A 20,513-nucleotide genomic window follows, 5' to 3' on the forward strand; every position below is an offset into this window, starting at 1 on the left:
GCTTCCTGGTCACGGTGGTCACGGCGACGCTCGGACTCAGCGTGGTGCTCGGCGGCACGCTCGCGTTCGCTTCGAGCACCTCGGGTACCGCAGAGCCGCTCGAGGCGATCGTGCAGCTCACCGCGCTCAGCGCCGTGGTCGCGTCCTTCCTGGCTGCTCGCGGCCTCGCGATCTCGTTGCAGCCAGAGAAGCGTGTCCTGCGGGCGCTCGGCGCGACCGAGGTGGCCCTCGGTGTGTTCGGGGTACTGGTGGTCTCGTTCGCGGCACTCGTCGCCGCGCTGGCAGGGGTCTTGTCCGGCGAGTACCTGACCACGTCCTGGCTCGCCGGACTCGCGGAGGTGCTCCACGTGGCGCCTCCCCCGTTGGGGCGCATGCCGACCGGGGAGATCAGTGGCCTGCTCGCCTGTGTGAGCGCGGCCGGCTGGTGGAGCGGGCCCCACGCGGGTGGAGCCCGCGTCACCCGCTCCGGTCCTGTCTGGAGGGCTGCCGGCGCTCTCCTCTTGGTGGCGATGATCCTGATCCCGTCCGTGCTCGCGGTCACGTTGGCACCACAGTTGGTCGGCTTGGCCCGAGGCGCCGGAGAGGAGGTCGCCGCCGACCGGCTGCGGACGCTCGACTCGACCGACGGACCGCTTGTCATCCTCTCCGCAGCGGCGTTCGCGCTCGTCGGCGCTTCGAGCATCCTCGCATCGGACGCAGCCCGGGGCGTCGTCGGGATCGTCGCTCGTCTCCTGCGAGCAGGGCCGACTGGAACGATCATCGGCCTCCGGATCGCCAGAGCACGGATCGCCTCGTTCGGCGCGCTCACGACACTCGTCACAGCCGGGGTCGGGCTCGCGGTGACGCGGGCCATGACGGCGTCCGTCGCGGCCAGCATGGCGAGCGACAAGGCCGGGGCGGGCATGCTCGAGCTGAGTGTCACACTCGGACCGGCGCTCGTCATCTCCAGTGCGGCTGCGGTCGGCGCAGCTCTGGCTCAGAGTCGCGGTACGGGTGCCGACCTCGCCCGGCTCCGACGAATCGGCTGCACCAGTGCCTGCACCGGAGCCGCGCTGCTCGTCGCGGCCATCGCGGTCGGGGCGTGCGGAGCGCTGATCGGGTTCTCGGCAGCGCTCGCTGTGGCGTTGGTGGGCATGGCGAGCGGCATAGAGGCCTCGGCGTTCCTTGCCGTGAGCCCGACCGTGCCGATCGTCGCCGCGCTCACCACGATGATCGGTTCTGCCACAGTGTTCGTGTGCAGCGAGCTCGTCGGTGTCGTCCTCGACGGGCGACGTCCCCGGCGAATGCCGTTGGCGATCACCCCGCAGGGAGACGCTGCTCCCCCGACGGTCCACACATCGAACGGTCACCTCTAGCGGCCGCGCTTCGTCCCCGAGCGTTGCCGTGCGGTCGACCACGTCATCGTGCTCATCGGCAAGGGTGCCTCCCGGCGGTACAGTCGCCGTCGGAGGGGGAACGATGAGCGAGAGCATCAACACATGGGGCGGAAGCGCGACCAAGGCGGAGGTGGCGCCGATGATCGTCGTCCGACGACCTCGGTTCCCCGGGGTCGTCTTCACGGTCCTCGGCACCTTCTGCCTGCTGATCGGAGTACCGGGGATCATCGTGCAGCTGGTCTCGACACCGAGTGACGACAGTCCCGCGTACGGGATCTTCCTCGGTCTCGGAGCCGGGTCGCTGCTGCTCGGGCTGGCGCTCGCGGCTGGTCGCATCAACGTCTACGACCGGCACTACGACGTGAAGTCCGGCTTCGGCCGGTTCCGCCGTCGCGAGGTCGACGACATCCACACCCTCCGCTACGGAGTGCAGTCGAACGGTGGTCCGACCTTCATCAGCCTGACCGCCTGGAACGCGCAGCGGAAGAAGCAGTTCATGATCTTCACGAACCACCGTGGGTACGGGGATTTCACCGCGTGGATCGCCGAGCGCCGCCCCGAGCAGTGGGCAGAGTGCGAGCGGTTGGGGCTGCCCAAGTAGCCACTTGGTCGGACGCACCCCAGGAGGACAAGGGGGCGGCCGCTGACGACATCGAGCTGCTCCTCGCCCGCACGACTTACTGATATGCTGCCGTTCGTACCATCTCGGGGGAGGGTGATGACATGGCGCAACTCGTGTTCGACAAGGGGGCGGTCGGGCAGATCGCGGACAAGGTCAGCGGCAGCGGGGACGACCTGTCGGCCCTGACGCTGAGCGCTCGAGCTGGAGGGGCCGACACCGGCAGCCCGGCGGTGACCGCAGCGCTCGAGAACGCGGTCCGGATCCAGTCGGCGATGCTGCAGTCGGTCGCAGCCTCCGCTGCCGCTCTCGCATCCGGCGTCCGAGCGACCGTGACGAGCTTCACCCAGGCAGACGACGAACTCGCCAAGAAGGCACACGGATGAGCGTCGACCCGATGTCCGGCGACGTGGACTCGATCCGACGACTCGCTCAGGTACTCGACCAACGGGCGATCTCCGTTGACAACGCCGGTGAGTCGATCAGCACCGCCGCGTCGTCTGCCACGAGCAGCGTCTGGGAAGCCGCATCCCGGACGGCGTTCACCGCCAAGGCGCAGGAGCTGCGGACCCAGGTCGGACGCGTGTCGAGTCGGATCGACACCGTCGCCTTCGCGCTGTCCGACTACGCAGCCAAGCTCGAGCAGATCCAGTCCGACGCGCGAACGATCAAGGCCGCGCAGCTGCGCAACGACCAGGACATCGCATCGAACACTCGCACGCTCGACCGTCTGAGCACCGCCGATGATGACCAGTCAATGACCGAGGTCGTCACGGCGTCGGCGCTCGGTGTCGCCTACCAGACGACGAAGCTGGCCCTCGACCGGTCGTGGAATGACCTCGTCGCCCGCCGCCAGTCCGCCGATGCTGCCGTCGTCGCGAAGCTCCAGGGCGACGAGGCACTCGGCACGCCGCCGCCGTCTGCGTCCGCGGTCGACGGCATGAGCGATGCAGCGTTCCTCGCCTGGCTCGCGAGTCAGCCGGCGGACGCGCTCCCCCGGATCGGGCTCGACAAGGCCGTGACCGATCGACTGGGGCAGATCCGGGACCCGAAGGTCATCGCCGACTGGTGGAACTCTCTCGGTGGCCCGGACGGCAAGGGCAGCGCCTCGACGCACAGTGACGCACAGCAGGCCTTGGTGGACGGTGTCCCGCTGCTGCTCGGTAATCTCAACGGCGTGGCCTACTGGGCTCGCGACAAGGCGAACCGCACAACGCTCGAGTCGCAGCTCAAGACGGCGTCGGGGCAAGACGTTGTCGCCTACAAGAACATCAAGTCCTCCCTCAAGAAGTTCAAGGGCGTCTCCCTGATCACCCTGCAGCCCGATCACCCACCACTCGCCGCGGTCGCGATCGGGAACCTCGACACTGCCCAGAACGTCACCTACGTCGTACCCGGAATGAACTCAGACACTCCGAACACGACGGTCGTCGAGCGTGCGGCCTACGACCTCCGCCGTCAGCAACGCGCATGGACAGAGGAATCCACCGCAGTCGTCGCCTGGCTCAACTACAAGACCCCTGGTGGGCCGCCAGCAGTCCTGCACGGAGACATGGCTCGAGCAGGAGCGGAACGCCTCGGCGATGACCTCGCTGGGTTCAACGCGACGCGCGGAGACGGCAAAGGGCACCTCAACGTCGTCGCACATTCCTACGGCACAACGACCTCGTCGATCACACTCGCCGAGCGGGACTACGGCGTCGACAACTGGGTGTCAGCCGGTTCTGCGGGGATTGAACAGGACATCCCGACCGCTGCAGACATCCACGCCGATCACGTGTTCGTCGCACAGGCACCACGCTCGATCGGGGACGACGGCCTCCTCGGAAAGAAAGGCGACGGCTGGTCGTGGCTGGGGCAGATGGGCAGCATGACCCGACACGATCCGGCAAGCCCGTCCTTCGGCGGGACGTACCTGGCGACCGCTGGGGTGCCACGACTCGACGACATGCACGGCGTCACGACACACGACCCGCTCGCGAACAGCGCGTCGCGTCCGAACTCGTACGGTTACTTCGACATGGACACTGAATCTCTCAACAACATGGCCCGTGCGACGACAGGGAACTTCCCGACCCGATGACATCACACATCCGCCGCGCCACGACGGCCGCGCTCATCCTGACGGTCGCATTCGCCACCAGCGCATGCACTACGACGAAGGGGACATCGACCTTGGACGCCAAGCACGCTTCGGAGCAGATGCAATCCCTCGTCCGCGACACCATGGAGGTCGCTGGCGGAAAGTGGACAAGCGCGAGCAACGGTCCGGCTGCGGACCCATGCACTACGCCTGACGGCGGTAAGGGCGTCTGGTTCTCCTGGGATCAAGACGCCGCCGGTCCGAGCGATCCGGAAGCCGTGATGCAGCGCGTCGATCGAGCCTGGCGAGACAAAGGGCTCGCGACCAGGACTCAGAGCGTCAAGCGTGCGGACGGTCTGACCCTGCATCGAGTCGGTTCTGCAGGTCGCGAAGTCGACTCAATTCAGTTCAACGCCACGACGGGCCGCATGTCGATCAACGTGGAGTCGCTCTGCGGCTCTGGTGATGTCGACGACTTCACTCAGCACTGACGATGCAGGTTTGGCTTTGTCGATCACGAGTAGTCAAGAACGCCCTGGTGCGCATCGTTTTGCGACGGCGGCGCTCACCCTGACGATGATGTTCACTGTTACTTCGTGCACCCGGGCTCCGCTCGGGCAGATTGCGACAGCGAGCCACGCATCTGATCAGATGCAGTCGCTGGTCAAGGACACGATGAAAGTCGCGGGTGGAAGGTGGACGAGCACCAGCGACGGGCCTTCTCCTGACTCGTGCAGTACTCCGTCGGGTGAAGAAGGGGTCACCTTCTCCTGGGACCAGATTGCCGACGGGGTTGAAGATCCGACGGCGGCCCTGGAGCGCGTCGACGGAGCCTGGCGGGACAAGGGTCTCGCGACGAACACGCAGAGCGTCAAACGCGCGGACGGCGAGATCCTGCATCGAGTGGGCTCCGTCGACAGGGACGTCGACACGATCCTGTTCTCCGCCACAACGGATCGCATGACGATCGAAGTGCAGTCCTTGTGCGGCACGGGAAACGTCAACGACTTCATCAAGCGCTGACGGATCAGCGGACGCAATCAGATGCCATCGCCCGAGCGACCGAGAAGCTGGCACCAGCGGTTCCGAGTGCTTCCCTGGCGGACCGCCGTTCTCCTCACGATCGCGACGGTGCTGACCAGCTGCGCGAGCACGGGAAGTTCCGACAAGGACATACAGAAGAGCAAGCAGGATGGCGACGCGGCGCTGCTTCGCGTGTTCGACGTCCCTGGCAGCGACTGGCCCGCCAATCAACGCGAGGCCAGGCCTGCGCCGACTGTCTGCACGTTCAACGGTGATGCCCACGCTGGCGTGCAGTACCACTGGTTCGTCAACGGGAGCGCTCCGACGGACCCCAAGGCGTACATCGCGGCCGTCGGCAAGGCGTTGCGCGAAGGAGGCTTCTCGGTGCAGTTCCGCGAGACCGAGTACGGCAAGTACGGGACACTCCACGAGGCAGTGGCTCGGGGCGAGCGCTTGCCGACGGTCGCTGCATCAGCGAATGCCAAAGGGTCCTCGATCATGGTGGACTCGGTCTGCGTCGCTGGCGACGCGGAGAAACTCGGTCCAACGGGTGACCGGACCGTTGCTGGCGAGACCGAATGGGAGGGTGATCGGTGAAGCGACGAACTTCCCTGCTCCTGTCTGGAGCGATCGCCTTCAGTACGACACTGTGTCTCGCCGGCTGCTCGCAGTCGCATGACGAAGGGGGTGCAGACCTGATGAACGCTGACAAGGTTCGCTCTTCGATGCAGCAGTTCGTGCGGGACACCATGACGGAAGCCGACGGTGAGTGGACCAGCGTGGGCGGCGCGCCGTCGCCCGACGCCTGTGTTCTGAAGGCTGGAAGTTCTGGCGTTTCGTTCTCGTGGAACCAGCAGGCCGCAGGCGTAGCGGACCCGGAATCGCTGGTCCACCGGATTGAGAAGTACTGGAAAGCGCAGGGCCTCACGAACTCGGAGCGCCAGGGTCAGCGAGGCGACGGGCTGACCCTCTACACGGTGGTGGGCGAAGGTGAACCCGTGCGATCCATCTCGGTCAACGCGAGCGAGCACCGGACCTCGATCCAGGTGGAGTCCTTGTGCGGGACGGGGGAAGTCTCGGACTACATCGGTGGTGCGAGCGATGGGTAGGTCTGGTGCAGTCTCGGCAGTCCTCGCGACGTTGCTTGCAGCGGGGGTCGCCGGTTGCGCGTCCGATCCCGGAGGAAGTTCGTCGACGAACAGCACGAGCACTCGGTATGCCGCAGAAGATTCGCTCCGACTGGTCTTCTCGGTCCCCGGCTCGACGTGGTCGTCCGGCAACACGAACTCCGAGCCCGCCGACGCCGAGTGCACGCACCACGGCGATCCGCACGGCGGCCAGCAGTGGCACTGGAACGCGGCGGGTTCTGCATCGGAGGATCCGAAGGCCTACATCGACTCGGTCGCGACGACGCTGCGACATGACGCCCGGCCGGTCACCATCACCTCAGCAGAAGCCGGGACGTACGGGACGCTGTACCAGGCGACGGCCGACGACGACGGACGCCCGACCATCGCGGTGACAGCCAATCCGCGGACGACGACAGTCACAGTCGAATCGACCTGCATCCCGGCGTCTCGAGGATCTGGCCGAGGGCGAACATGACCGATCGCCGAGGGCCGTGCGCCCGAGAACAGGCCACCCGAGCTTCAGCCGCAACATCAAGTCACCGCCGAGCCCTGCGGAAGCGACCACCTCGAATGCACTCGAGACGCACGATCATCATGGCGGCGCTCGTCGCGCTCGTCCCGCTCTCAGTCAGCGCGTGCGCGGGCTCAGGCCCGGTCCGGTCATCCACACCAACGCAGTCCGAGGAACAGACGGTGAGACCCACCGAAGCGCGCCAGGAAGGCAGCGACGTCATCGCCGAGCTGCGGAAGCTCGACGACGAAGCCGTGCCGCTGTCCCCGTCGCCCAGTTCGGTGGAGTGCGGACCGCATTCGGACGAAGGCGTCGAGTTCCATTGGGCTGTCCAGGGCGCTGCCACCGAGGACCCACGTGAGTATGCCGCACGCGCAGCCACTGTCCTCAAGGGCGCTGGTTTCTCGACGAACCGGTCGACCAGCGAACTCACCGACAAGCGGCCCCTCTACTTCGTCGGCGGCGAATCGTCGAGCGGCGCACAGGTCGCTCTGAGCGCAAGTGCGATGAACACGGTGCTGCAGGTCTCATCCGCTTGCGCGGACGGAGCGGCAAGCGACTTCGACTGAGCCGCGGCTCGCCCGCAATCCCGACCACCCAGCCGGCGCCGGAGACTCCCCCCATCGAAGCCTCCGACGCCGCGCCGACTCAGACCGCGGCACCCCGCAGTGCCTGCGAGCTCAGCGCCACGAGGTCGTCCGCGCGGAGCCCCGGCCACCCGTGCAGCAACTCACGCCACTGCGCGGGCAGCGCCGACGCGCCGTGGACGGCCCCCGCCAGTCCTCCGGCGATCGCCGCGACCGTGTCGGTGTCGTTGCCCGACCGGACTGCGGCGACGAGGGCGTCCTCGAGCGAGTCCGCCCGGAGCACCGCGGCGTACGCGGCCTGCAGCGCCGAGACGACCCAGCCGTTCGTCGCGGTGAAGTCGACGGGCACGCCGGCCTCGGCTGCGTCGAGCCGGTCAGCCCACAGCGCGCGGCGGTCCTCGGGCAGGAAGTCCAGCCCCCGCCGGACGTCGAGCACCCCGTGCACGATCGCGTGCCGGATCGCCAGGCACCAGAGCACGCAGCCGTCACCGGCGTCCGCCTCGAAGTGGGTCAGATCGCTGACCGCGCGCGCCGCCGTGACGAGCGCCGCCTCGTCGTCCAGGTACCCGAGGACCAGCGGCGTCGTCCGCATCAGCGAACCGTTGCCAGCGGAACGACCGCTCTGGTCGTGTTCGAGACGGGCCGCAGCGCGCGCTGCGGAGGCGGTCCGAGCCTCTCCCCACGAGCTCGGCCGTCCCGCCGCTCCGCAAGCTCCGCGCCGCGCCGGAACCGGCTCGCGTGGGCCCAGACCGGCCAGGACGCTCCGTGTCTGGATGCCGACGTCCGGGGCGGTCCGCGCCCAGTCGGCCCAGGCCGCGACGAGGCTGTCGAGGACAGCCTCGTCGGCGAAGGACCCACCGCGGGCGAGGGTCCGCAGGATCGGGACGGCCATGCTCGTGTCGTCGGTCCACTCCCCCGGTGCCCAGTTGAACATCCCGCCGCCCTTCATGCGGATCAGGGTGGGCTCCGGGACGGGCGGCTGGAACTCGTAGCCGGCGCCGAGGGCGTCGCCCGCGGCGGATCCGAGAACGGCGCCCACCGCACGGTCGAGGATGTCCGGGTTGAGGGTCATGGCCGCTCCGATCGGTTCGGGTTCACGCAGGATCGCGTAAACCCATCATGCACGGCGCTTCACGTTTGCGCAAGACCGCGTAAACTCGCCGCATGAGCGACTCCTTCCGGGACAGCAGCGGCAAGCGGCTGTCGGACTACCCTCGGCCCTCGGTCGCGGTGGACACCGCCGTCCTGACCGTGCCGATCGGTGGGCCGCTCTCCGTCGTCCAAGTCCGCGACCAGGTCGCCGGGGACTGGCGCCTGCCGGGGACGTTCGTCCACGAGGGCGAACGGCTCGCTGACGCTGTGCTGCGATCACTGCGGGACAAGGCCGGCGTGACCGGGCTCGCGCCGCGGCAGCTGCACGTGTTCGACGATCCCTCGCGGGACGACCGGGGATGGGTGCTGTCGGTGGCGCACCTCGACGTGGTGCCGGCTGCTGCTCTGCAGACGGCACTGGAGGCTCGGGTCACGCCCGTCAGCGAGGCGACCGGGATGGTGCATGGGCACGACGACATCCTCGAGTTCGCGGTTGCGCAGCTCCGCGCCGACCACCGGGGCGCTCCCGATCCGCACGGGCTGCTGCCGTCGCCGTTCACGATGTCGGCGTTGCGGGGGTTGCACGAGGCCGTGCTCGGGGAGCGGCTGCTGCCGGACTCGTTCCGGCGGGCGATGCTGCCGATGTTGACGGCCACCGCCGAGAAGCGAGCGGCGGGGCCGGGGAAGCCGGCGGTGTTGTACCGGCGGTAGCGCGCGGCCGCTCCGCGACGTCGCCTGACGGCGCAGACCCGGCCTGGAGGCGCGGCTCACCTCCGCAACGCACGTGACCTTGACGAGGTGATCCGGGCCTCCACACCGGTCCCCCTGGACCGCCGGCTGCGCGCCGGAGAGCAGCCGTGCCTCCTAGGGTGGAGGCATGGGGGAACTCGACGAGATCGCACGGCGGGCGTGGCGCCGCACCATCCCCATCGCGATCGGTGGCTTCGTCGTCGGAGCCGTCATCGGGGCATTGCTGCCGGGCACCGACTCGGCGCTGGGACGGTTCCTGTCGGTCGTCGGCTTCGGTCTGTGCGTCGGCGGACTCAGCGGGACGTTCTCGCTGCTCACGGCGACCTTCCGGGTCGCTCCGTCGCTGCAGGGCCCCCTCCGCGGGCTCGGCCGCGCGGACCAGCAGGGTGTTCGGCGCGCGGTGTTCTCCGGTCAGCCGATCGAGCCCGCGGGGTCCGAGCTGGCGCACAGGGCTCACGACTGGGCGCGGGGCAGCGTGGTGGCGTTGCCCGTGGCCCTGGGACAGTTCCTGCTGCTGTACGCGGGCATCGCCGGGCCACAGGTCCCGAACGTGATCCGCGATGACGTCTGGAACCCGGAGTTCCCCCGCATCCTCATCGCTGCCCTCGTGGTGGTGGCGACCGTCTTCAGCGTCGTGCTCGGCCGTCAGATCCGGGGCGCGCGCCGGTACCTGGCCGCGACGAATGATCGGTAGCGGCCGTCCTTCGACGCGTCACACAGCGGGACGAGCTGGGGGCCGTCAGCGCCCGGACATCGGCACGAAGCGCGGTCCGTCGTACCCGTCACGGACGACATGTGCCGTGAAGTCCTCGAGCGACCGCACCCAGTGGCCGCGCTCCCCGTACAGCGCCTGGTAGACGACGACCGGCGCCTCGGTCTCGACGTCCTTCGCAACGAGCAGCACCTCGTATTCGCCGCCCTTGAAGTGTCGGTAGCGTCCCGGGGTCACGTCGCTGCTCACGCACCCGATGCTACGGCCGGGCAGCCACCGCAAAACACGGCCTCCCCACGCGAGAACCCGCCACAGGTCAGAGAATGAACACCGGCCGATTCCACTTGCGACGTGGTCGCCGAAATCAGCGCGTTCCACAGGTCGCTCCGTGTGGTCGTAGCCGTTCGGGAGGCTTGGCATCCGGCCTCCTTGCTGGTCTCCGCTCCGTGCAACGCGGGGGCAACTGCGGATCGGGTCGCCGACATCACCGCCGAGGATGGCGATCTGGAGGTCTATGTAGTGGAGGAAACACCCGAGCACGAGGGCGTTCAGAAGTTCCTGCAACAGGAGCTCGAGCGGTGAGGCACCACGGGCCTGCCGCGACACGATAGAACTGACTCATGCGGGTCATCGAAGTCGTTGCAGCCGTGATTAATCGGGAGAACGGTCAAATCCTCGCATGCAGACGAGCGCCTGGGCGGACGTCTGCCGGCCTCTGGGAGTTTCCCGGTGGGAAAGTCGAGCGAAGCGAGGATCCGAGAGAGGCACTGATTCGAGAGATCCGCGAAGAACTCGACACGAAGATACGCATTGGGCTTCTGGTGACTCGGACCACCACTCGGGTGGGCGAGCTGCAAATAGACCTTGCGTGCTATCGAGTCGAGTTTGACGGTGTCGAGCCCAAGGAGAGCGCCGACCACGACGAGTTGCAATGGATGTTCCCGTCGGACCTCCACCACCTTGACTGGGCCTTGCCGGATCTTCCCGCAGTCCAGCTTCTGGCTGAGGATCAGCCAAGGCCGTAACGTTGCGCTTTCGCTTTCTGGAATCGACGATGGTGAGCGAAGTACTGCTCTGTGGCCTTGTTCCAGACGTAACAGGTGCGCCCGAGCAGCGCATCGATGGCGAGAGTCAGGTCCTCCGTCATCGGTGTGCGGCGCGGGCCGCGTGCCACCACTCCTCCTGGGTTGACGACCACATAACCCAGTTCGAACAGGGAATCGCATCCGATCAGACAGGCTGGCATGACAGTGTCCGTTCGACCGCGCTCGGCGCGGGACGTGTCTGCTCTCCGCTTGATGTGCGCGGTGACCAACATTGCCACAGGCAGATCCCGACCGCACAGCGAACAGGTCGCGAGGAGGTCGTCCCCGAAGAGATGTTTCCGAAGCAGCGTCTGCTCGCCCCGGACGTTGATCACGACGCGCCGATCCCCTCGGTAGTCGATCTCTGCATTGGCGGTTCCATCATCAGGCCAAGCGGGAAGTTGCGCGGCGTCCACGCGAAGGCCAACTTCCGCCAACAGCCATTCGGAGAGCGCCCCTGCAACCTCGGAGAGATACACCTGCTTCACAGCGCCGCGCGTTGAGAACGGCCACGCGGTGTTGTCCCGTTCGGTACGGAGTTCGAGAGGAATGCCGTTCAGCTCGATCGGTTGGTCAAGCTCCTGCATCTCGACTCTCAGCACTCTGCCGTCTGCGGACCATCGGGTCGCGGGATCCTCGAACGGCGGAGGTCCGTCAAAGGCGGGGGCGAGGACAGTGCTCCATGCCCGAACTGCCCCACGGGAGTAGTGGAAGACGAGGTCCCCCGCAGACGCGTCGAGCATGCGTTCCCAGTGTCCGCGAGGAGTTCCTGCTTCCACGCCTGCGCGTGGCCGCGACAGCTTGGGCGCCCAGAGCACGCGCGCTCGCAGCTCTTCTCCGAACGTCTGTCCCTGGTTGACCCAGAAGATCCGCACGTTTCCCCTCTTCCGTTTTGCTAACGGACGAGAGGCTAACGAGTGACTGCCGGTTGCGCTACATCCACACCCTCTTGAGCCGAAGGATGCCGACCGACCGCATAGCGTTCACGCGCGTCGGCGTCCAGATCGTTCAACGAACTGACGTAGGTGGCGGCGCAGATCCTCATCAGCGACGTAGAGGAACGTGCCTCGCACCCCACGGGTGAGCAGCACCGCGTAGATGTTACCGACCAAGCGGCGGAGGTCGTCGTCCGAATAGGTGATCCCGAGGCGCGGGTTGTTCTCCACGCCCTTCTTGTCGAAGTAGCTCGACCTGTTGAACAGGATCCGCTGTGCGACGGGGTCGAAGCGCAGGTCGGGCCCGATGATCACCCCGACATAGTTCAGATCGTATCCCTGCACGGTATGGATCGATCCGACTTGCTCAATGGCCCCCGGGGAAGTGATCCAGTCCGTTTGAGTCTGATTCCATTGGAGTCGCCGCCCGTCGATCTCGATATCGATCGCGCTCTTGTCCCGCTTGCTCTTCCACTCCCACGCGTACCCGGCGACCAAGCGGGCAAGTCCGACCTCCGCGTCCTTCAGACGGATCGCGTCGTGCATCTCGCCGAGATCGTCGAACATCCGGAACTCGTAGTCGCCGAACGTCTCTTGCTCAGGCGATTCACCTCGCATGATCGCCCGCACGTACGAGACGTAATCTGCACCGCCCTGGACTCGCATCTGTGTGAAGAGTCGGTAGTACCGTCCACCTTCCCGAGCATGCCGAGCGAGGTCCGACTGGAGCTTCTGCGGAAGGTCAGCAGGCCGCACACTCTGCTCCGAGTCGAGAAGGAAGATCTGGTGCGTGCTCTGCTCTCGAATCCAATCGGCCTGCGTGTAGCGGTCACCGTCAGCGCCGAAGAGCTTCTCATTGATGTCCCCGAAGCTCTTGTTCTGGGGACCGGAGGCCTGGTTGGCGCGGTGGTTCAGCCGATGTGATTCGTCAACGACCAACAAGTCCCACTTCTCGTCGCTCTTGCCGACCTCGAATGGAGTCAGGACCATCGACTGGTCCAGCCCGGGCGTCTTGCGGAAGACGCGCTTCAAGGAGGCCCGAAGCGCTTGCTGCGGTACTACGAGACCGACACGAAGCTGAGCGAGCTGCTCGCGGTTCTCCAGGTTGAAGTAGTCCGAGAACATCGAGTCCCCGTCGACCTCGTCGACTCCGACGCCATTGGCGATGTCGCTGAGGAGCTTGAGGAGGTAGACCGCGACGATCGTCTTACCCGTGCCCGGGTCACCTTGCACCACGATCGTGCTCCCGGTGTCTGACTCCAGATCCTCGAACAGTCCTTCAAGGATGTCCTCCATGACCACCGCCTGGTCACGATTGAGTGCTTTGAACGGCGAGAGCTTGTAAAGCTCACTGTTCTCAATGTCCGCGATGCTCCGCGTGAAGAGGTTCTGCTCCCGCAGTGCGTCGAAGATCTCCTCGAAGGTTGCGCGGTAGCGCTCTCGGTCGTAGTAGTCCGCGTTGACGACGCCCTTGTTGCTGTTGAGGACCGTGTACTTGTCGTCGCCGGCGAACAGTCCGATGAGTCGAGACTCCAGGTCGAGACAGACCGACTTGTTGAACGTACTGTCAAGCACCAGACGAACGGCCTTCAATGAACGCCGCTCCGCAGAGTCGAGATGTTGCCGCATTCGGGACGCCGTGTTCAGCGTCTCGCCGACGTAGACACGCTTTCCGTCGTCCAGGATGTAGACGACTGGCCAGTTCAAGAACCGTGGATCCTCTGCGCGCCAGAGCCGAAGGTGCGCCTCGGTGAACGGCCACCTGGCGATCTCAAAGCTGGTCATACTTCGTGCTTCGTCCTCGTGCTCGGTCGGCTGGATACTTCTCCCGCGTGACGGCGAGCTTCTCGCGCACGATCGTGGTCGGATCGAAGCCCAGACGATCCGCGAGCAGATGGCAGTAGGTAAGGACGTCGGCGAGCTCTGCTCGCACGCGATCCGTGTCCGCCTCGGCAGACCACTGGAAGCACTCGAGGAGCTCAGCGGCCTCGATCGAGATGCTCTTTGCTAAGTTTTCGGGCAAGTGGAATTGCGCCCAATCACGTTCCGCTACGAACTCGCGGAGTTCGTCGCGTAGCCCCTCATCCGCCATGTTCGCACGTTAGCAGTGAAGAGGTCCTCTCCCACCGCCGATTCACCTGCTGCCTGCAGCCCATGAAGGTTTGCCTGAACACCTACCCGATTGACGGCTGCTCAAGTGGCACGCGCGGTGTGTGCCTCCGAGCGACATCACGACCGCGGTCCCACTCAGCGCTGCCATCGATGCAGCTTCGAGCACAGCGATCCGACGCCGCGACCAGCCGACGGTGCGCCGCAGGACCTGCCATTGCTCCCGACGACCGGACTCCACGATGAGTGCGACCGTCACCCCCAGCGCCGTGGCGGTGACAGCGGCGAGGCTGCCCGGATTCCTCAGCCCAGCAGCGAGGGGCGCAAGGCCGGCCGGAGACAGGTCCTCGTAGCGGTAGCCGGCGGCCCGGAGGTCCTCGAGGCAGTCATCGACCGCGGCACCATCACCGCCGACCGCGTAGGTGGTCCGTAGGTCGAGCTCCCCACCGCCGCCGATCGGCCGCACGTGGAGGCTCCCGTCGAACACCGGTTCGGCCGGTGCACCGCGCAGCACGCACGCAGTCCACACCCCGGGTCGGCCTTCTCGGTCCGGCACGAGCATCGAGAGCGCGACGTCCGAGTCGTCCGCGAGCGCAGTCAGGGTCGCGATCTGCTCCGGCGTGGTCAGCCCGAACGGCAGATCGGTCATCGCCACGGTGCTGCGCCCGGCGAGCAGTCCCAGCGACTCCAGGCTCCCGACCGCGGAGACGACGAGACCGGTCGCCACGAGGACTGCGGCTGCCACCGCTGCGACGGTGGCAGCCGCGAAGGACCTCATCCGCGGGTTGCCCAGAGGGCCTGGTTCCCCGACAGTGCCGTCGCCCGGTGGGCGTCGGCAACCGTGTGCGGCGGCACCCACGGCGAGCAGCCTCCTTCTCGACAGCGGTCGTCGTCGGACCACACGAGAGGACGGTACTTCCGTCCACCTCACATCGGGAGTTCCAGATATCTGAAATACGCGATCACCGCCGGACTGGAGGCTCGACTCTCGTTGGCAACGCAAGGAACGCGATCGGAGCCTCCAGTCCTTCTGTTCCAACCACGTGCTCGACGACCGCTCCGGCGAGACGGGACCAGCCGTCCACGGCCGGGGCCGCGGGTGGCCTGTCCACAGGGTCCGAGGCCTGCTGTTCGTCCGGCGAGCGGCCCGGATACCGTCGCCGGATGCAGCGGTGGGAGGCAGATGACGCCAGGCGGAAGCACATGGCTCGGTTCCGGCGGCGCGACACCGCGCCGGAGCTCGCGCTCCGCCGGATCCTGCACGCACGGGGTCGGCGGTTCTTCGTCGACCGACGCATCAGCTCACGGACACGGGCGAGGGCTGACCTCGTCTTCCCTCGGGCCCGCGTGGCAGTCTTCGTCGACGGCTGCTTCTGGCACTTCTGCGAGGAGCACGCGCACCTGCCGAAGGCCAACGCCGAACTGTGGCGGGCGAAGCGCCTGGCGAACCGACAGCGGGATGCCCGGCACGACGAGCTGCTCCGTGCTGAGGGCTGGAAGGTGGTTCGCGTGTGGGAGCACGAAGACCCGGTTCAGGCTGCTGACCGGGTGGAGCGTGAACTCGTGCTCTGGGCTCAGATCGTCGCAAGTCGACGAGTATCAAGCACGCCGACTCAACCGATGGACCGCAGGAAGACGCCGGCAGGACGCCGACGTGATCAGGAGCGCATCGCAGTCGTGTCCGATGCCGCGTCACTCCTCGTAGTCGTCGAGCGACCCTGCTGCACACGCTGACAGGACGCGGACGACCACCGTCGTGTTGCTGACCTGGTAGGCGGCGCTGGCTGCCCCCGCCTCGTCCGCGGTTGCCGAGTACAAGATGCCGCGCTTCTCGCCGAAGTTCGTCGTCGACGGAGACACAGTCAGCCCCTCGTCCGTCCAGAACCGCTGGAACGTTGTGGCGAGTTGCTTCGCGTCCGTCCGGATCCTCGCCGTCACGTAGTACCCGAACCGAACGCCGCCTTCGCACTGTTCTGCGCTCGGGGACGGTGTCGCTGGCCAGGCCAGATCGGCTTGCTTCTCGGTGTCGTTCAGCAGCTGCACCGCTGCCTTCTGCGCATCGCGCGGCGTGGACACGGCTCCGTGTCCTGCTCCACACGCAGTTGCCCCGAGACCCACGATCAAGGTGAGAACGGTGAGGCGGCCGGTCTTGCTTCGGCTCCTGCTCACCTCATCGTCCCTTCTGGGGCGCTGGCCGAGCCAAGCGCCGAATTGACCTCGAAAAGCAGATCAGCACCAGCAAGAGAACCACTGTCCCCAGGCCGTGCGCTGCTCACTCGTAGTCGCTGACGTTCCCCTCGGCGCACTGAGAGTCAACGTACAAGTTGATGCCAGTGGTGGAGATCTCGTACGAACCCCAGGGCATCCGATCCGCACGAGCCCTGGCCGAGTACATGACACCGTACTTGCCGGAGTCTTCCTGGGATGGCTTGACCTCAAGACCACGGCTCTTCCAGTACGACTGGAGTGTCGAAGCGATCTTCTGTGCGTCCACATCGGTGTCCACCGAGACGAAGTACTGGAATCGCACTCCGTCATCTCCATCGGGACATCGCGTAGCCACGGGTGTGGGAACCATGGGCCATGCGACGTCCTGGTCGTGCTGCATGGTGTCCTTCAGGAACGCAACGGCCTCTGCTTTGGCGTCGTCGACGTGCACGTTCGAACCTCCGGTAGCGGCGCAGCCGCTGAGTAGGAGCATCAATGAGGAGAAGATCGCTGCGGACGCGATGAGGTTGCGTCGACTGGCTGTGGTCATGGAAGCGTCACCTTCGCTGTAGCGGTGAACTCGTGCTCTGGGCTCAGATCGGCAGGTGAACGGAGCCCAGGGACTGAGACCACCGAGCGCGATCCGTCTGCCCTTCCGTTCACCGGTACGAGTCCGGATCACCACGGACGCAGACCGAATCGACGTAGAGATGCGCCCGGATGGTCGTCCCGGCCATCGACGCGCTCGGCTTGCCTGCGGCCCGCGCGGTCACCGCGCTGATGTCACCCGTCTCTGCGTCCACAGGAATCGACACCTCCTCGATCCGGTACCCCTCGTCCTTCCAGCGTCGAGCTGCGGCGCGGACGAGGCTTCTTGGGTTCGAGGGCTTGTCAGCCTCGGTGAAGTAGGTGAACTGGACACCGCGGTGCCCGTTCGCCGTGCAGTCGTTCGGCACAGGCGGCGGCGTCGCACCGCTCCAGGTCTGGGGGTCAAGGGCGACGACTTCCCTGAACTCTGCAGTGGCCTGGTCCTGGGCCTCCATCACAGACGTGACGACTCCGGGCCTAGCCGTCGAGCAGCCCCCGAGAACGATCACGACGGTGCCGACCGTCACGCTCAGGAGCCGCGACCGCGCACGGGATGACGACCGGGCTCGCCCCGCTCCGCTGACCACATGGTCTTCTGACTGGAGTTCCACCTCCATACGCTTCGCCCCTCTTGGTCGTTGAGGAATCGTGCCGCACATCGCACCGCGACCGGACCGGTCTCCACGCAGCATGCTCGCAGAGACCAACTGAACTACATGCACCCCTCCGTTGTGATGGCATGGGTGATGTTTCTCCGCCCCCTGCTAGCGTGACGGAGGGTCGTCGGAGGGGCTGACGATCTGAACCACCGAGGGGAATCACCATGCCGAACATCAACGTGTCCTACCAGGAGCTCAACGGCAACGCCGACCGGCTGCTCGCAGGGCGTGACGAGATCAACGCGACGCTGTCGAAGCTGCAGGCGCAGATCGCGTCGCTGACGCAGGCGGGGTTCCAGACCGACCGCTCGTCGGGTGCGTACAACGACGCGTACCAGCGCTTCACCTCCGGTGCGCAGAACACCATCGGTGGCCTGAACGACCTGGCCCAGTTCCTCCGCACCACCGCGACCACGCTGGGCGACGTCGACCAGCAGCTCGCATCCAAGCTCGGCCGCTGACACGAATCGGGATCATGGATGCCCGCGCCGGTGTGGGGACACCGCGTCGAGCGTCGTTCTCAGGGGGGTGAACTGTGAGTGCAGAACTGAAGGTCGACTACGCCGCGTTGGATGCGGCAGCGGCAAAGGTGTCTGCTGCTGCTGATGACATCCAGATCGGAGCCCGCGTCCGTCAAGGGGCGAGCAACGCTGAACTGGGGTCTGACGCGGTGGCGTCGGCGCTGTCGAACGCCACCGCCCAGCAGGCACAGCGCTCGGACCTCGCCGCCGAGAGCGTCCGGGCTGCGTCCAAGTTCCCACTACAGGCGAAGCGCTCGTACTCGGAACAGGACGCGGCACTCGCCGGAGCGGCGGCGAGACGATGACCTGGACGCACGACGACCCAGCCCAGGGCAGCCCTGCCGCGATCCAGGGCATGGCCAAGCTCCGGAGTTCCCGCGCAACGAAGATCCGCGATGCACAGCAGGCCCTGCGGGCCGCCGCATCGGGATCTGGTGCAGAGTGGAAGGCCATGAGTCAGACTGCGTTCGCCGCGAAGCTGTCGAAGGACGCTGCGGACATCGAGTTGCTCGCTGCGGGCCTCGAGGCGCAGGCTGCGGCGTTGCAGACGTATGCGGGACAGTTGTCGCAGCTGAAGGACCGACAGCGGGTACTCGAGCAGCAGCGCTCAAGTGCGCAGATGGCCGTGGGCTTGGCGAGGGTCAAACTCCTCACTGCAGGCGCCGCCGAGCCGACAGCCATGAAGGCAGAACTACCGGACACTGACGCGGTCGCCGCGTCCAGGCGAGAGACAGCGGCTGCACAGACGGTAGTGGACGACGCGGATGCCAGGTTGCGAGCCGTGGACGCCCAGTGGCGCCAGCTGGTGAAAGACAGAAGCTCGATCGACTCCACGTGCGCGGCTGCGCTGCAGGCAGAGACAGCCCTCGGTGGCCTCGCCGGATTGTCGAGCGCGCGTATCGCCGGGACCTCACCAAGCGCGCTCCTCGACCTGATCAGCTCCATGAGCGAGAACGACCTGAAGATCCTCCTCACGCGGCACCCCGAACTGGCGAAGGCGCTCGAGAAAGCCAATCCAGACCAAGTCGCTCGCTGGTGGGGAGCGCTCTCGAGCAGTCAGCATGAAGCATTGACGGTCGGGCTTCCCTCCATCGTCGGCGCTCTCGATGGTGTCCCGGCGCTCTCCCGCGTCGCGGCAAACAAGATGAACGCCCAAGAGCGCATCGACACCCTCGAGAAGGCGATCGCGCACTGGCAGAAGCTCGCGGAGAACGCAGGCACTCCACACCGCTTCGACGAGCGAATTGCTGAGTTGAACAAGGAACTCAAGTACCTGGAACGCGCTACGGGCGCCGATCCAACGGTGCGCTTGTATCTATACGACCGCGGAAGGGATCGAATCGTCGAGATGATCGGTACGCCCTCCGACGAGACCAAGAATGTGATCACCTACGTCCCGGGCACCTTTGCGGCAATGGATGATTTCTTCGGCGGAGAGGTGCAAAAAGTTGCGAAGTACCTGCAGCAGCAAGGCGGGGCAGGGACCGTGGCGTTCGTCTACAAGGACGGAAATTTCCCACAGAGTATTCCTCAGGCGAACGATCAAGAGTTCGCGCTTGCCGCTGGTCGACAACTCAACCGTTTCACCGCCGGACTCAGCGCTCAGCCGCTCCTCGATCACGTGCAGCAGGTCGGCATGGGTCACAGCTGGGGCTTGGCGAACGTCACCGCTGCCGAAGAGTCCGGCACCCACTGGGGCAAAGTCCTCTCGCTGTCCGGAGCCGGTGTGCCAACTGCTTGGGAAAGGGCGCCACACACGCGGTACGCGGACTTCTCCTACGAAGACGTTCTCCAGGACGCACAGCATCTACCGGGTAACCCTGTCTGGAGTGGGCGCAATCCGCGAGACGTGGGTTTCGAACACGGCGACTACTACCCTCCACCAGCTGCCCTGCAGAATCATCCCCTCAACGGCATTGTAGAATCAGTCAGAAATGGTTTAGGACTTCACAACCTCATTGCTGGAACAAGCGCTGACAACCGAGCTGCCCTGCGCGACATGAAGTCTTTCATCGAGGAACAGTGATCATGAAGGCAGTCAAGCTCTTCACCATAGCGACTACGGTCGCTCTCCTGACAGGATGCGCCATGAACGGTGCGAACGACCCGGCCGACCCGGCCAACCCGAAGCAGCTAGTGATGGACGCAAAGGATCGCACGCAACAGTTCGAACTCCGTGTCGCGAAGCTGGTGCCAGAGAACGACGTGAGCAAGGTGACACAGCTCCAGCAAGGCTCATTGCAGTCGTGCGCATCTGGCGATATGTGGGCCGGCGGCGTCACGATTCACTTGAAATCTGGGGTGGAGCCCGACGCCGTTCTTGGTGGTCTTGGTGCCAGCGCTCGCACCGCGGGCTTCGAAGTAGAGTCGACCAAAGCATTCGGCGGGGGGCAGCGGGTCACGATCACGAGCAAAGGGGGGATGTCGATCTTGGTCGATGCCACCGAGCGGAGCCTTGAAGGCGGATCATTCTCCGAGTGTTTCAACCTTCCCGAGGACTTCTACAAGGGCGGTGATTTCTGAGA

General features: G+C 66.1%; 27 protein-coding genes. 18 read left to right on the forward strand and 9 right to left on the reverse strand.

The window, feature by feature from the left end; genetic code table 11:
* Positions 1-14: 14 nt before the first annotated feature.
* The 9 genes from BIU98_RS12395 (at position 15) to BIU98_RS12440 (ending at position 7,311) form a co-directional block, all read left to right on the forward strand.
* Complete coding sequence (locus tag BIU98_RS12395; RefSeq protein ID WP_071276280.1) at positions 15-1,355, forward strand: hypothetical protein; 1,341 nt, start codon at positions 15-17, stop codon at positions 1,353-1,355.
* Between the two features lie 103 nt (positions 1,356-1,458).
* Complete coding sequence (locus tag BIU98_RS12400) at positions 1,459-1,977, forward strand: hypothetical protein (protein WP_139200693.1); 519 nt, start codon at positions 1,459-1,461, stop codon at positions 1,975-1,977.
* Positions 1,978-2,099: 122 nt separating this feature from the next.
* Positions 2,100-2,381, forward strand: a complete 282-nt coding sequence (locus BIU98_RS12405) for a hypothetical protein (RefSeq protein WP_071276284.1) — start codon at positions 2,100-2,102, stop codon at positions 2,379-2,381.
* Entirely contained in the window at positions 2,378-4,078 is a 1,701-nt protein-coding gene (locus BIU98_RS12410) for an alpha/beta hydrolase (RefSeq protein WP_071276286.1), read from the forward strand. The genes BIU98_RS12405 and BIU98_RS12410 overlap by 4 nt, the downstream gene beginning before the upstream one ends.
* On the forward strand, positions 4,075-4,569 hold the full coding sequence (locus BIU98_RS12415; protein WP_071276288.1) for a hypothetical protein: 495 nt from the start codon (positions 4,075-4,077) through the stop codon (positions 4,567-4,569). The genes BIU98_RS12410 and BIU98_RS12415 overlap by 4 nt, the downstream gene beginning before the upstream one ends.
* Positions 4,544-5,101: a hypothetical protein gene (locus BIU98_RS12420; RefSeq protein WP_139200694.1), complete on the forward strand. Its 558-nt coding sequence runs from the start codon at positions 4,544-4,546 to the stop codon at positions 5,099-5,101. Before BIU98_RS12415 ends, BIU98_RS12420 begins: the two co-directional genes overlap by 26 nt.
* 21 nt (positions 5,102-5,122) lie before the next feature.
* Positions 5,123-5,698, forward strand: coding sequence for a hypothetical protein (locus BIU98_RS12425; protein ID WP_139200695.1), 576 nt, complete (start codon positions 5,123-5,125; stop codon positions 5,696-5,698).
* A gap of 128 nt (positions 5,699-5,826) precedes the next feature.
* Positions 5,827-6,210 carry a hypothetical protein gene (locus tag BIU98_RS12430; RefSeq protein WP_071276294.1) on the forward strand — a complete coding sequence of 128 codons (384 nt, stop codon included), beginning with the start codon at positions 5,827-5,829 and terminating at the stop codon, positions 6,208-6,210.
* Between the two features lie 615 nt (positions 6,211-6,825).
* Positions 6,826-7,311 (forward strand): hypothetical protein, encoded by a 486-nt coding sequence (locus tag BIU98_RS12440; protein ID WP_139200696.1) that lies wholly within the window; start codon positions 6,826-6,828, stop codon positions 7,309-7,311.
* A 79-nt stretch (positions 7,312-7,390) separates the two neighbouring features.
* Here BIU98_RS12440 and BIU98_RS12445 read toward each other — a convergent pair whose 3' ends face one another.
* Positions 7,391-8,401, reverse strand: coding sequence for an ADP-ribosylglycohydrolase family protein (locus tag BIU98_RS12445; protein ID WP_071276300.1), 1,011 nt, complete (start codon positions 8,399-8,401; stop codon positions 7,391-7,393).
* Positions 8,402-8,493: 92 nt separating this feature from the next.
* Here BIU98_RS12445 and BIU98_RS12450 point away from each other — a divergent pair, with 92 nt between their 5' ends.
* Both BIU98_RS12450 and BIU98_RS12455 read left to right on the forward strand, forming a co-directional pair.
* Positions 8,494-9,132, forward strand: a complete 639-nt coding sequence (locus BIU98_RS12450) for an NUDIX domain-containing protein (protein ID WP_071276302.1) — start codon at positions 8,494-8,496, stop codon at positions 9,130-9,132.
* Positions 9,133-9,298: 166 nt separating this feature from the next.
* Complete coding sequence (locus BIU98_RS12455) at positions 9,299-9,865, forward strand: hypothetical protein (protein WP_071276304.1); 567 nt, start codon at positions 9,299-9,301, stop codon at positions 9,863-9,865.
* 45 nt (positions 9,866-9,910) lie between these two features.
* On the opposite strand, the gene BIU98_RS12460 is transcribed toward BIU98_RS12455, so the two are convergent.
* Entirely contained in the window at positions 9,911-10,132 is a 222-nt protein-coding gene (locus tag BIU98_RS12460; RefSeq protein ID WP_254787885.1) for a DUF1653 domain-containing protein, read from the reverse strand.
* Between the two features lie 102 nt (positions 10,133-10,234).
* Here BIU98_RS12460 and BIU98_RS12465 point away from each other — a divergent pair, with 102 nt between their 5' ends.
* Both BIU98_RS12465 and BIU98_RS12470 read left to right on the forward strand, forming a co-directional pair.
* The gene (locus BIU98_RS12465) at positions 10,235-10,465 is read left to right on the forward strand and encodes a hypothetical protein (protein ID WP_071276306.1); all 231 of its coding nucleotides are present in this window, start codon (positions 10,235-10,237) and stop codon (positions 10,463-10,465) included.
* A gap of 38 nt (positions 10,466-10,503) precedes the next feature.
* Positions 10,504-10,908 (forward strand): (deoxy)nucleoside triphosphate pyrophosphohydrolase, encoded by a 405-nt coding sequence (locus BIU98_RS12470; RefSeq protein WP_071276308.1) that lies wholly within the window; start codon positions 10,504-10,506, stop codon positions 10,906-10,908.
* Here the strand turns inward: BIU98_RS12470 and BIU98_RS12475 are convergent.
* The 4 genes from BIU98_RS12475 to BIU98_RS12490 all read right to left on the reverse strand — a co-directional run bounded on the left by BIU98_RS12475 (position 10,893) and on the right by BIU98_RS12490 (position 14,739).
* Entirely contained in the window at positions 10,893-11,555 is a 663-nt protein-coding gene (locus BIU98_RS12475; protein WP_139200697.1) for a hypothetical protein, read from the reverse strand. The genes BIU98_RS12470 and BIU98_RS12475 overlap by 16 nt on opposite strands.
* 396 nt (positions 11,556-11,951) lie before the next feature.
* Complete coding sequence (locus BIU98_RS12480) at positions 11,952-13,688, reverse strand: DUF2075 domain-containing protein (RefSeq protein ID WP_071276312.1); 1,737 nt, start codon at positions 13,686-13,688, stop codon at positions 11,952-11,954.
* On the reverse strand, positions 13,675-13,995 hold the full coding sequence (locus BIU98_RS12485) for a nucleotide pyrophosphohydrolase (protein WP_071276314.1): 321 nt from the start codon (positions 13,993-13,995) through the stop codon (positions 13,675-13,677). Before BIU98_RS12485 ends, BIU98_RS12480 begins: the two co-directional genes overlap by 14 nt.
* A gap of 42 nt (positions 13,996-14,037) precedes the next feature.
* On the reverse strand, positions 14,038-14,739 hold the full coding sequence (locus tag BIU98_RS12490; protein ID WP_175481351.1) for a hypothetical protein: 702 nt from the start codon (positions 14,737-14,739) through the stop codon (positions 14,038-14,040).
* 437 nt (positions 14,740-15,176) lie between these two features.
* On the opposite strand from BIU98_RS12490, the gene BIU98_RS20065 reads away from it, so the two are divergent.
* Positions 15,177-15,746 (forward strand): very short patch repair endonuclease, encoded by a 570-nt coding sequence (locus tag BIU98_RS20065; protein WP_083393206.1) that lies wholly within the window; start codon positions 15,177-15,179, stop codon positions 15,744-15,746.
* Here BIU98_RS20065 and BIU98_RS12495 read toward each other — a convergent pair.
* The 3 genes from BIU98_RS12495 to BIU98_RS12505 all read right to left on the reverse strand — a co-directional run bounded on the left by BIU98_RS12495 (position 15,705) and on the right by BIU98_RS12505 (position 17,335).
* Positions 15,705-16,055 (reverse strand): hypothetical protein, encoded by a 351-nt coding sequence (locus BIU98_RS12495; protein WP_139200699.1) that lies wholly within the window; start codon positions 16,053-16,055, stop codon positions 15,705-15,707. The genes BIU98_RS20065 and BIU98_RS12495 overlap by 42 nt on opposite strands.
* 229 nt (positions 16,056-16,284) lie before the next feature.
* Complete coding sequence (locus BIU98_RS12500) at positions 16,285-16,770, reverse strand: hypothetical protein (RefSeq protein WP_139200700.1); 486 nt, start codon at positions 16,768-16,770, stop codon at positions 16,285-16,287.
* Between the two features lie 109 nt (positions 16,771-16,879).
* Positions 16,880-17,335 (reverse strand): hypothetical protein, encoded by a 456-nt coding sequence (locus tag BIU98_RS12505; RefSeq protein ID WP_139200701.1) that lies wholly within the window; start codon positions 17,333-17,335, stop codon positions 16,880-16,882.
* 296 nt (positions 17,336-17,631) lie between these two features.
* Between BIU98_RS12505 and BIU98_RS12510 the strand changes: the two genes are divergently transcribed.
* The 4 genes from BIU98_RS12510 to BIU98_RS12520 all read left to right on the forward strand — a co-directional run bounded on the left by BIU98_RS12510 (position 17,632) and on the right by BIU98_RS12520 (position 20,511).
* A complete protein-coding gene (locus BIU98_RS12510; RefSeq protein WP_071270879.1) occupies positions 17,632-17,928 on the forward strand; it encodes a WXG100 family type VII secretion target in 297 nt (98 codons plus the stop codon).
* A gap of 74 nt (positions 17,929-18,002) precedes the next feature.
* Positions 18,003-18,293 carry a hypothetical protein gene (locus BIU98_RS18965; protein WP_139200702.1) on the forward strand — a complete coding sequence of 97 codons (291 nt, stop codon included), beginning with the start codon at positions 18,003-18,005 and terminating at the stop codon, positions 18,291-18,293.
* Positions 18,294-18,343: 50 nt separating this feature from the next.
* On the forward strand, positions 18,344-20,014 hold the full coding sequence (locus tag BIU98_RS12515; RefSeq protein ID WP_139200703.1) for a hypothetical protein: 1,671 nt from the start codon (positions 18,344-18,346) through the stop codon (positions 20,012-20,014).
* 2 nt (positions 20,015-20,016) lie between these two features.
* The gene (locus tag BIU98_RS12520; protein ID WP_139200704.1) at positions 20,017-20,511 is read left to right on the forward strand and encodes a hypothetical protein; all 495 of its coding nucleotides are present in this window, start codon (positions 20,017-20,019) and stop codon (positions 20,509-20,511) included.
* Positions 20,512-20,513 lie beyond the last annotated feature (2 nt).

The organism is Curtobacterium sp. MMLR14_010 (assembly GCF_001865015.1).
Taxonomy (GTDB): domain Bacteria; phylum Actinomycetota; class Actinomycetes; order Actinomycetales; family Microbacteriaceae; genus Curtobacterium.

Excerpts from the sequence above, each read along its gene's own strand:
- BIU98_RS12400 (WP_139200693.1), top strand. The coding sequence starts at position 1,459 with ATGAGCGAGAGCATCAACACATGGGGCGGAAGCGCGACCAAGGCGGAG.
- BIU98_RS12405 (WP_071276284.1), top strand. The coding sequence starts at position 2,100 with ATGGCGCAACTCGTGTTCGACAAGGGGGCGGTCGGGCAGATCGCGGAC.
- BIU98_RS12410 (WP_071276286.1), top strand. The coding sequence starts at position 2,378 with ATGAGCGTCGACCCGATGTCCGGCGACGTGGACTCGATCCGACGACTC.
- BIU98_RS12415 (WP_071276288.1), top strand. The coding sequence starts at position 4,075 with ATGACATCACACATCCGCCGCGCCACGACGGCCGCGCTCATCCTGACG.
- BIU98_RS12420 (WP_139200694.1), top strand. The coding sequence starts at position 4,544 with ATGTCGACGACTTCACTCAGCACTGACGATGCAGGTTTGGCTTTGTCG.
- BIU98_RS12425 (WP_139200695.1), top strand. The coding sequence starts at position 5,123 with ATGCCATCGCCCGAGCGACCGAGAAGCTGGCACCAGCGGTTCCGAGTG.
- BIU98_RS12430 (WP_071276294.1), top strand. The coding sequence starts at position 5,827 with ATGCAGCAGTTCGTGCGGGACACCATGACGGAAGCCGACGGTGAGTGG.
- BIU98_RS12440 (WP_139200696.1), top strand. The coding sequence starts at position 6,826 with ATGGCGGCGCTCGTCGCGCTCGTCCCGCTCTCAGTCAGCGCGTGCGCG.
- BIU98_RS12445 (WP_071276300.1), bottom strand. The coding sequence starts at position 8,401 with ATGACCCTCAACCCGGACATCCTCGACCGTGCGGTGGGCGCCGTTCTC.
- BIU98_RS12450 (WP_071276302.1), top strand. The coding sequence starts at position 8,494 with ATGAGCGACTCCTTCCGGGACAGCAGCGGCAAGCGGCTGTCGGACTAC.
- BIU98_RS12455 (WP_071276304.1), top strand. The coding sequence starts at position 9,299 with ATGGGGGAACTCGACGAGATCGCACGGCGGGCGTGGCGCCGCACCATC.
- BIU98_RS12470 (WP_071276308.1), top strand. The coding sequence starts at position 10,504 with ATGCGGGTCATCGAAGTCGTTGCAGCCGTGATTAATCGGGAGAACGGT.
- BIU98_RS12475 (WP_139200697.1), bottom strand. The coding sequence starts at position 11,555 with ATGCAGGAGCTTGACCAACCGATCGAGCTGAACGGCATTCCTCTCGAA.
- BIU98_RS12480 (WP_071276312.1), bottom strand. The coding sequence starts at position 13,688 with ATGACCAGCTTTGAGATCGCCAGGTGGCCGTTCACCGAGGCGCACCTT.
- BIU98_RS12485 (WP_071276314.1), bottom strand. The coding sequence starts at position 13,995 with ATGGCGGATGAGGGGCTACGCGACGAACTCCGCGAGTTCGTAGCGGAA.
- BIU98_RS20065 (WP_083393206.1), top strand. The coding sequence starts at position 15,177 with ATGCAGCGGTGGGAGGCAGATGACGCCAGGCGGAAGCACATGGCTCGG.
- BIU98_RS12500 (WP_139200700.1), bottom strand. The coding sequence starts at position 16,770 with ATGACCACAGCCAGTCGACGCAACCTCATCGCGTCCGCAGCGATCTTC.
- BIU98_RS12510 (WP_071270879.1), top strand. The coding sequence starts at position 17,632 with ATGCCGAACATCAACGTGTCCTACCAGGAGCTCAACGGCAACGCCGAC.
- BIU98_RS12515 (WP_139200703.1), top strand. The coding sequence starts at position 18,344 with ATGGCCAAGCTCCGGAGTTCCCGCGCAACGAAGATCCGCGATGCACAG.
- BIU98_RS12520 (WP_139200704.1), top strand. The coding sequence starts at position 20,017 with ATGAAGGCAGTCAAGCTCTTCACCATAGCGACTACGGTCGCTCTCCTG.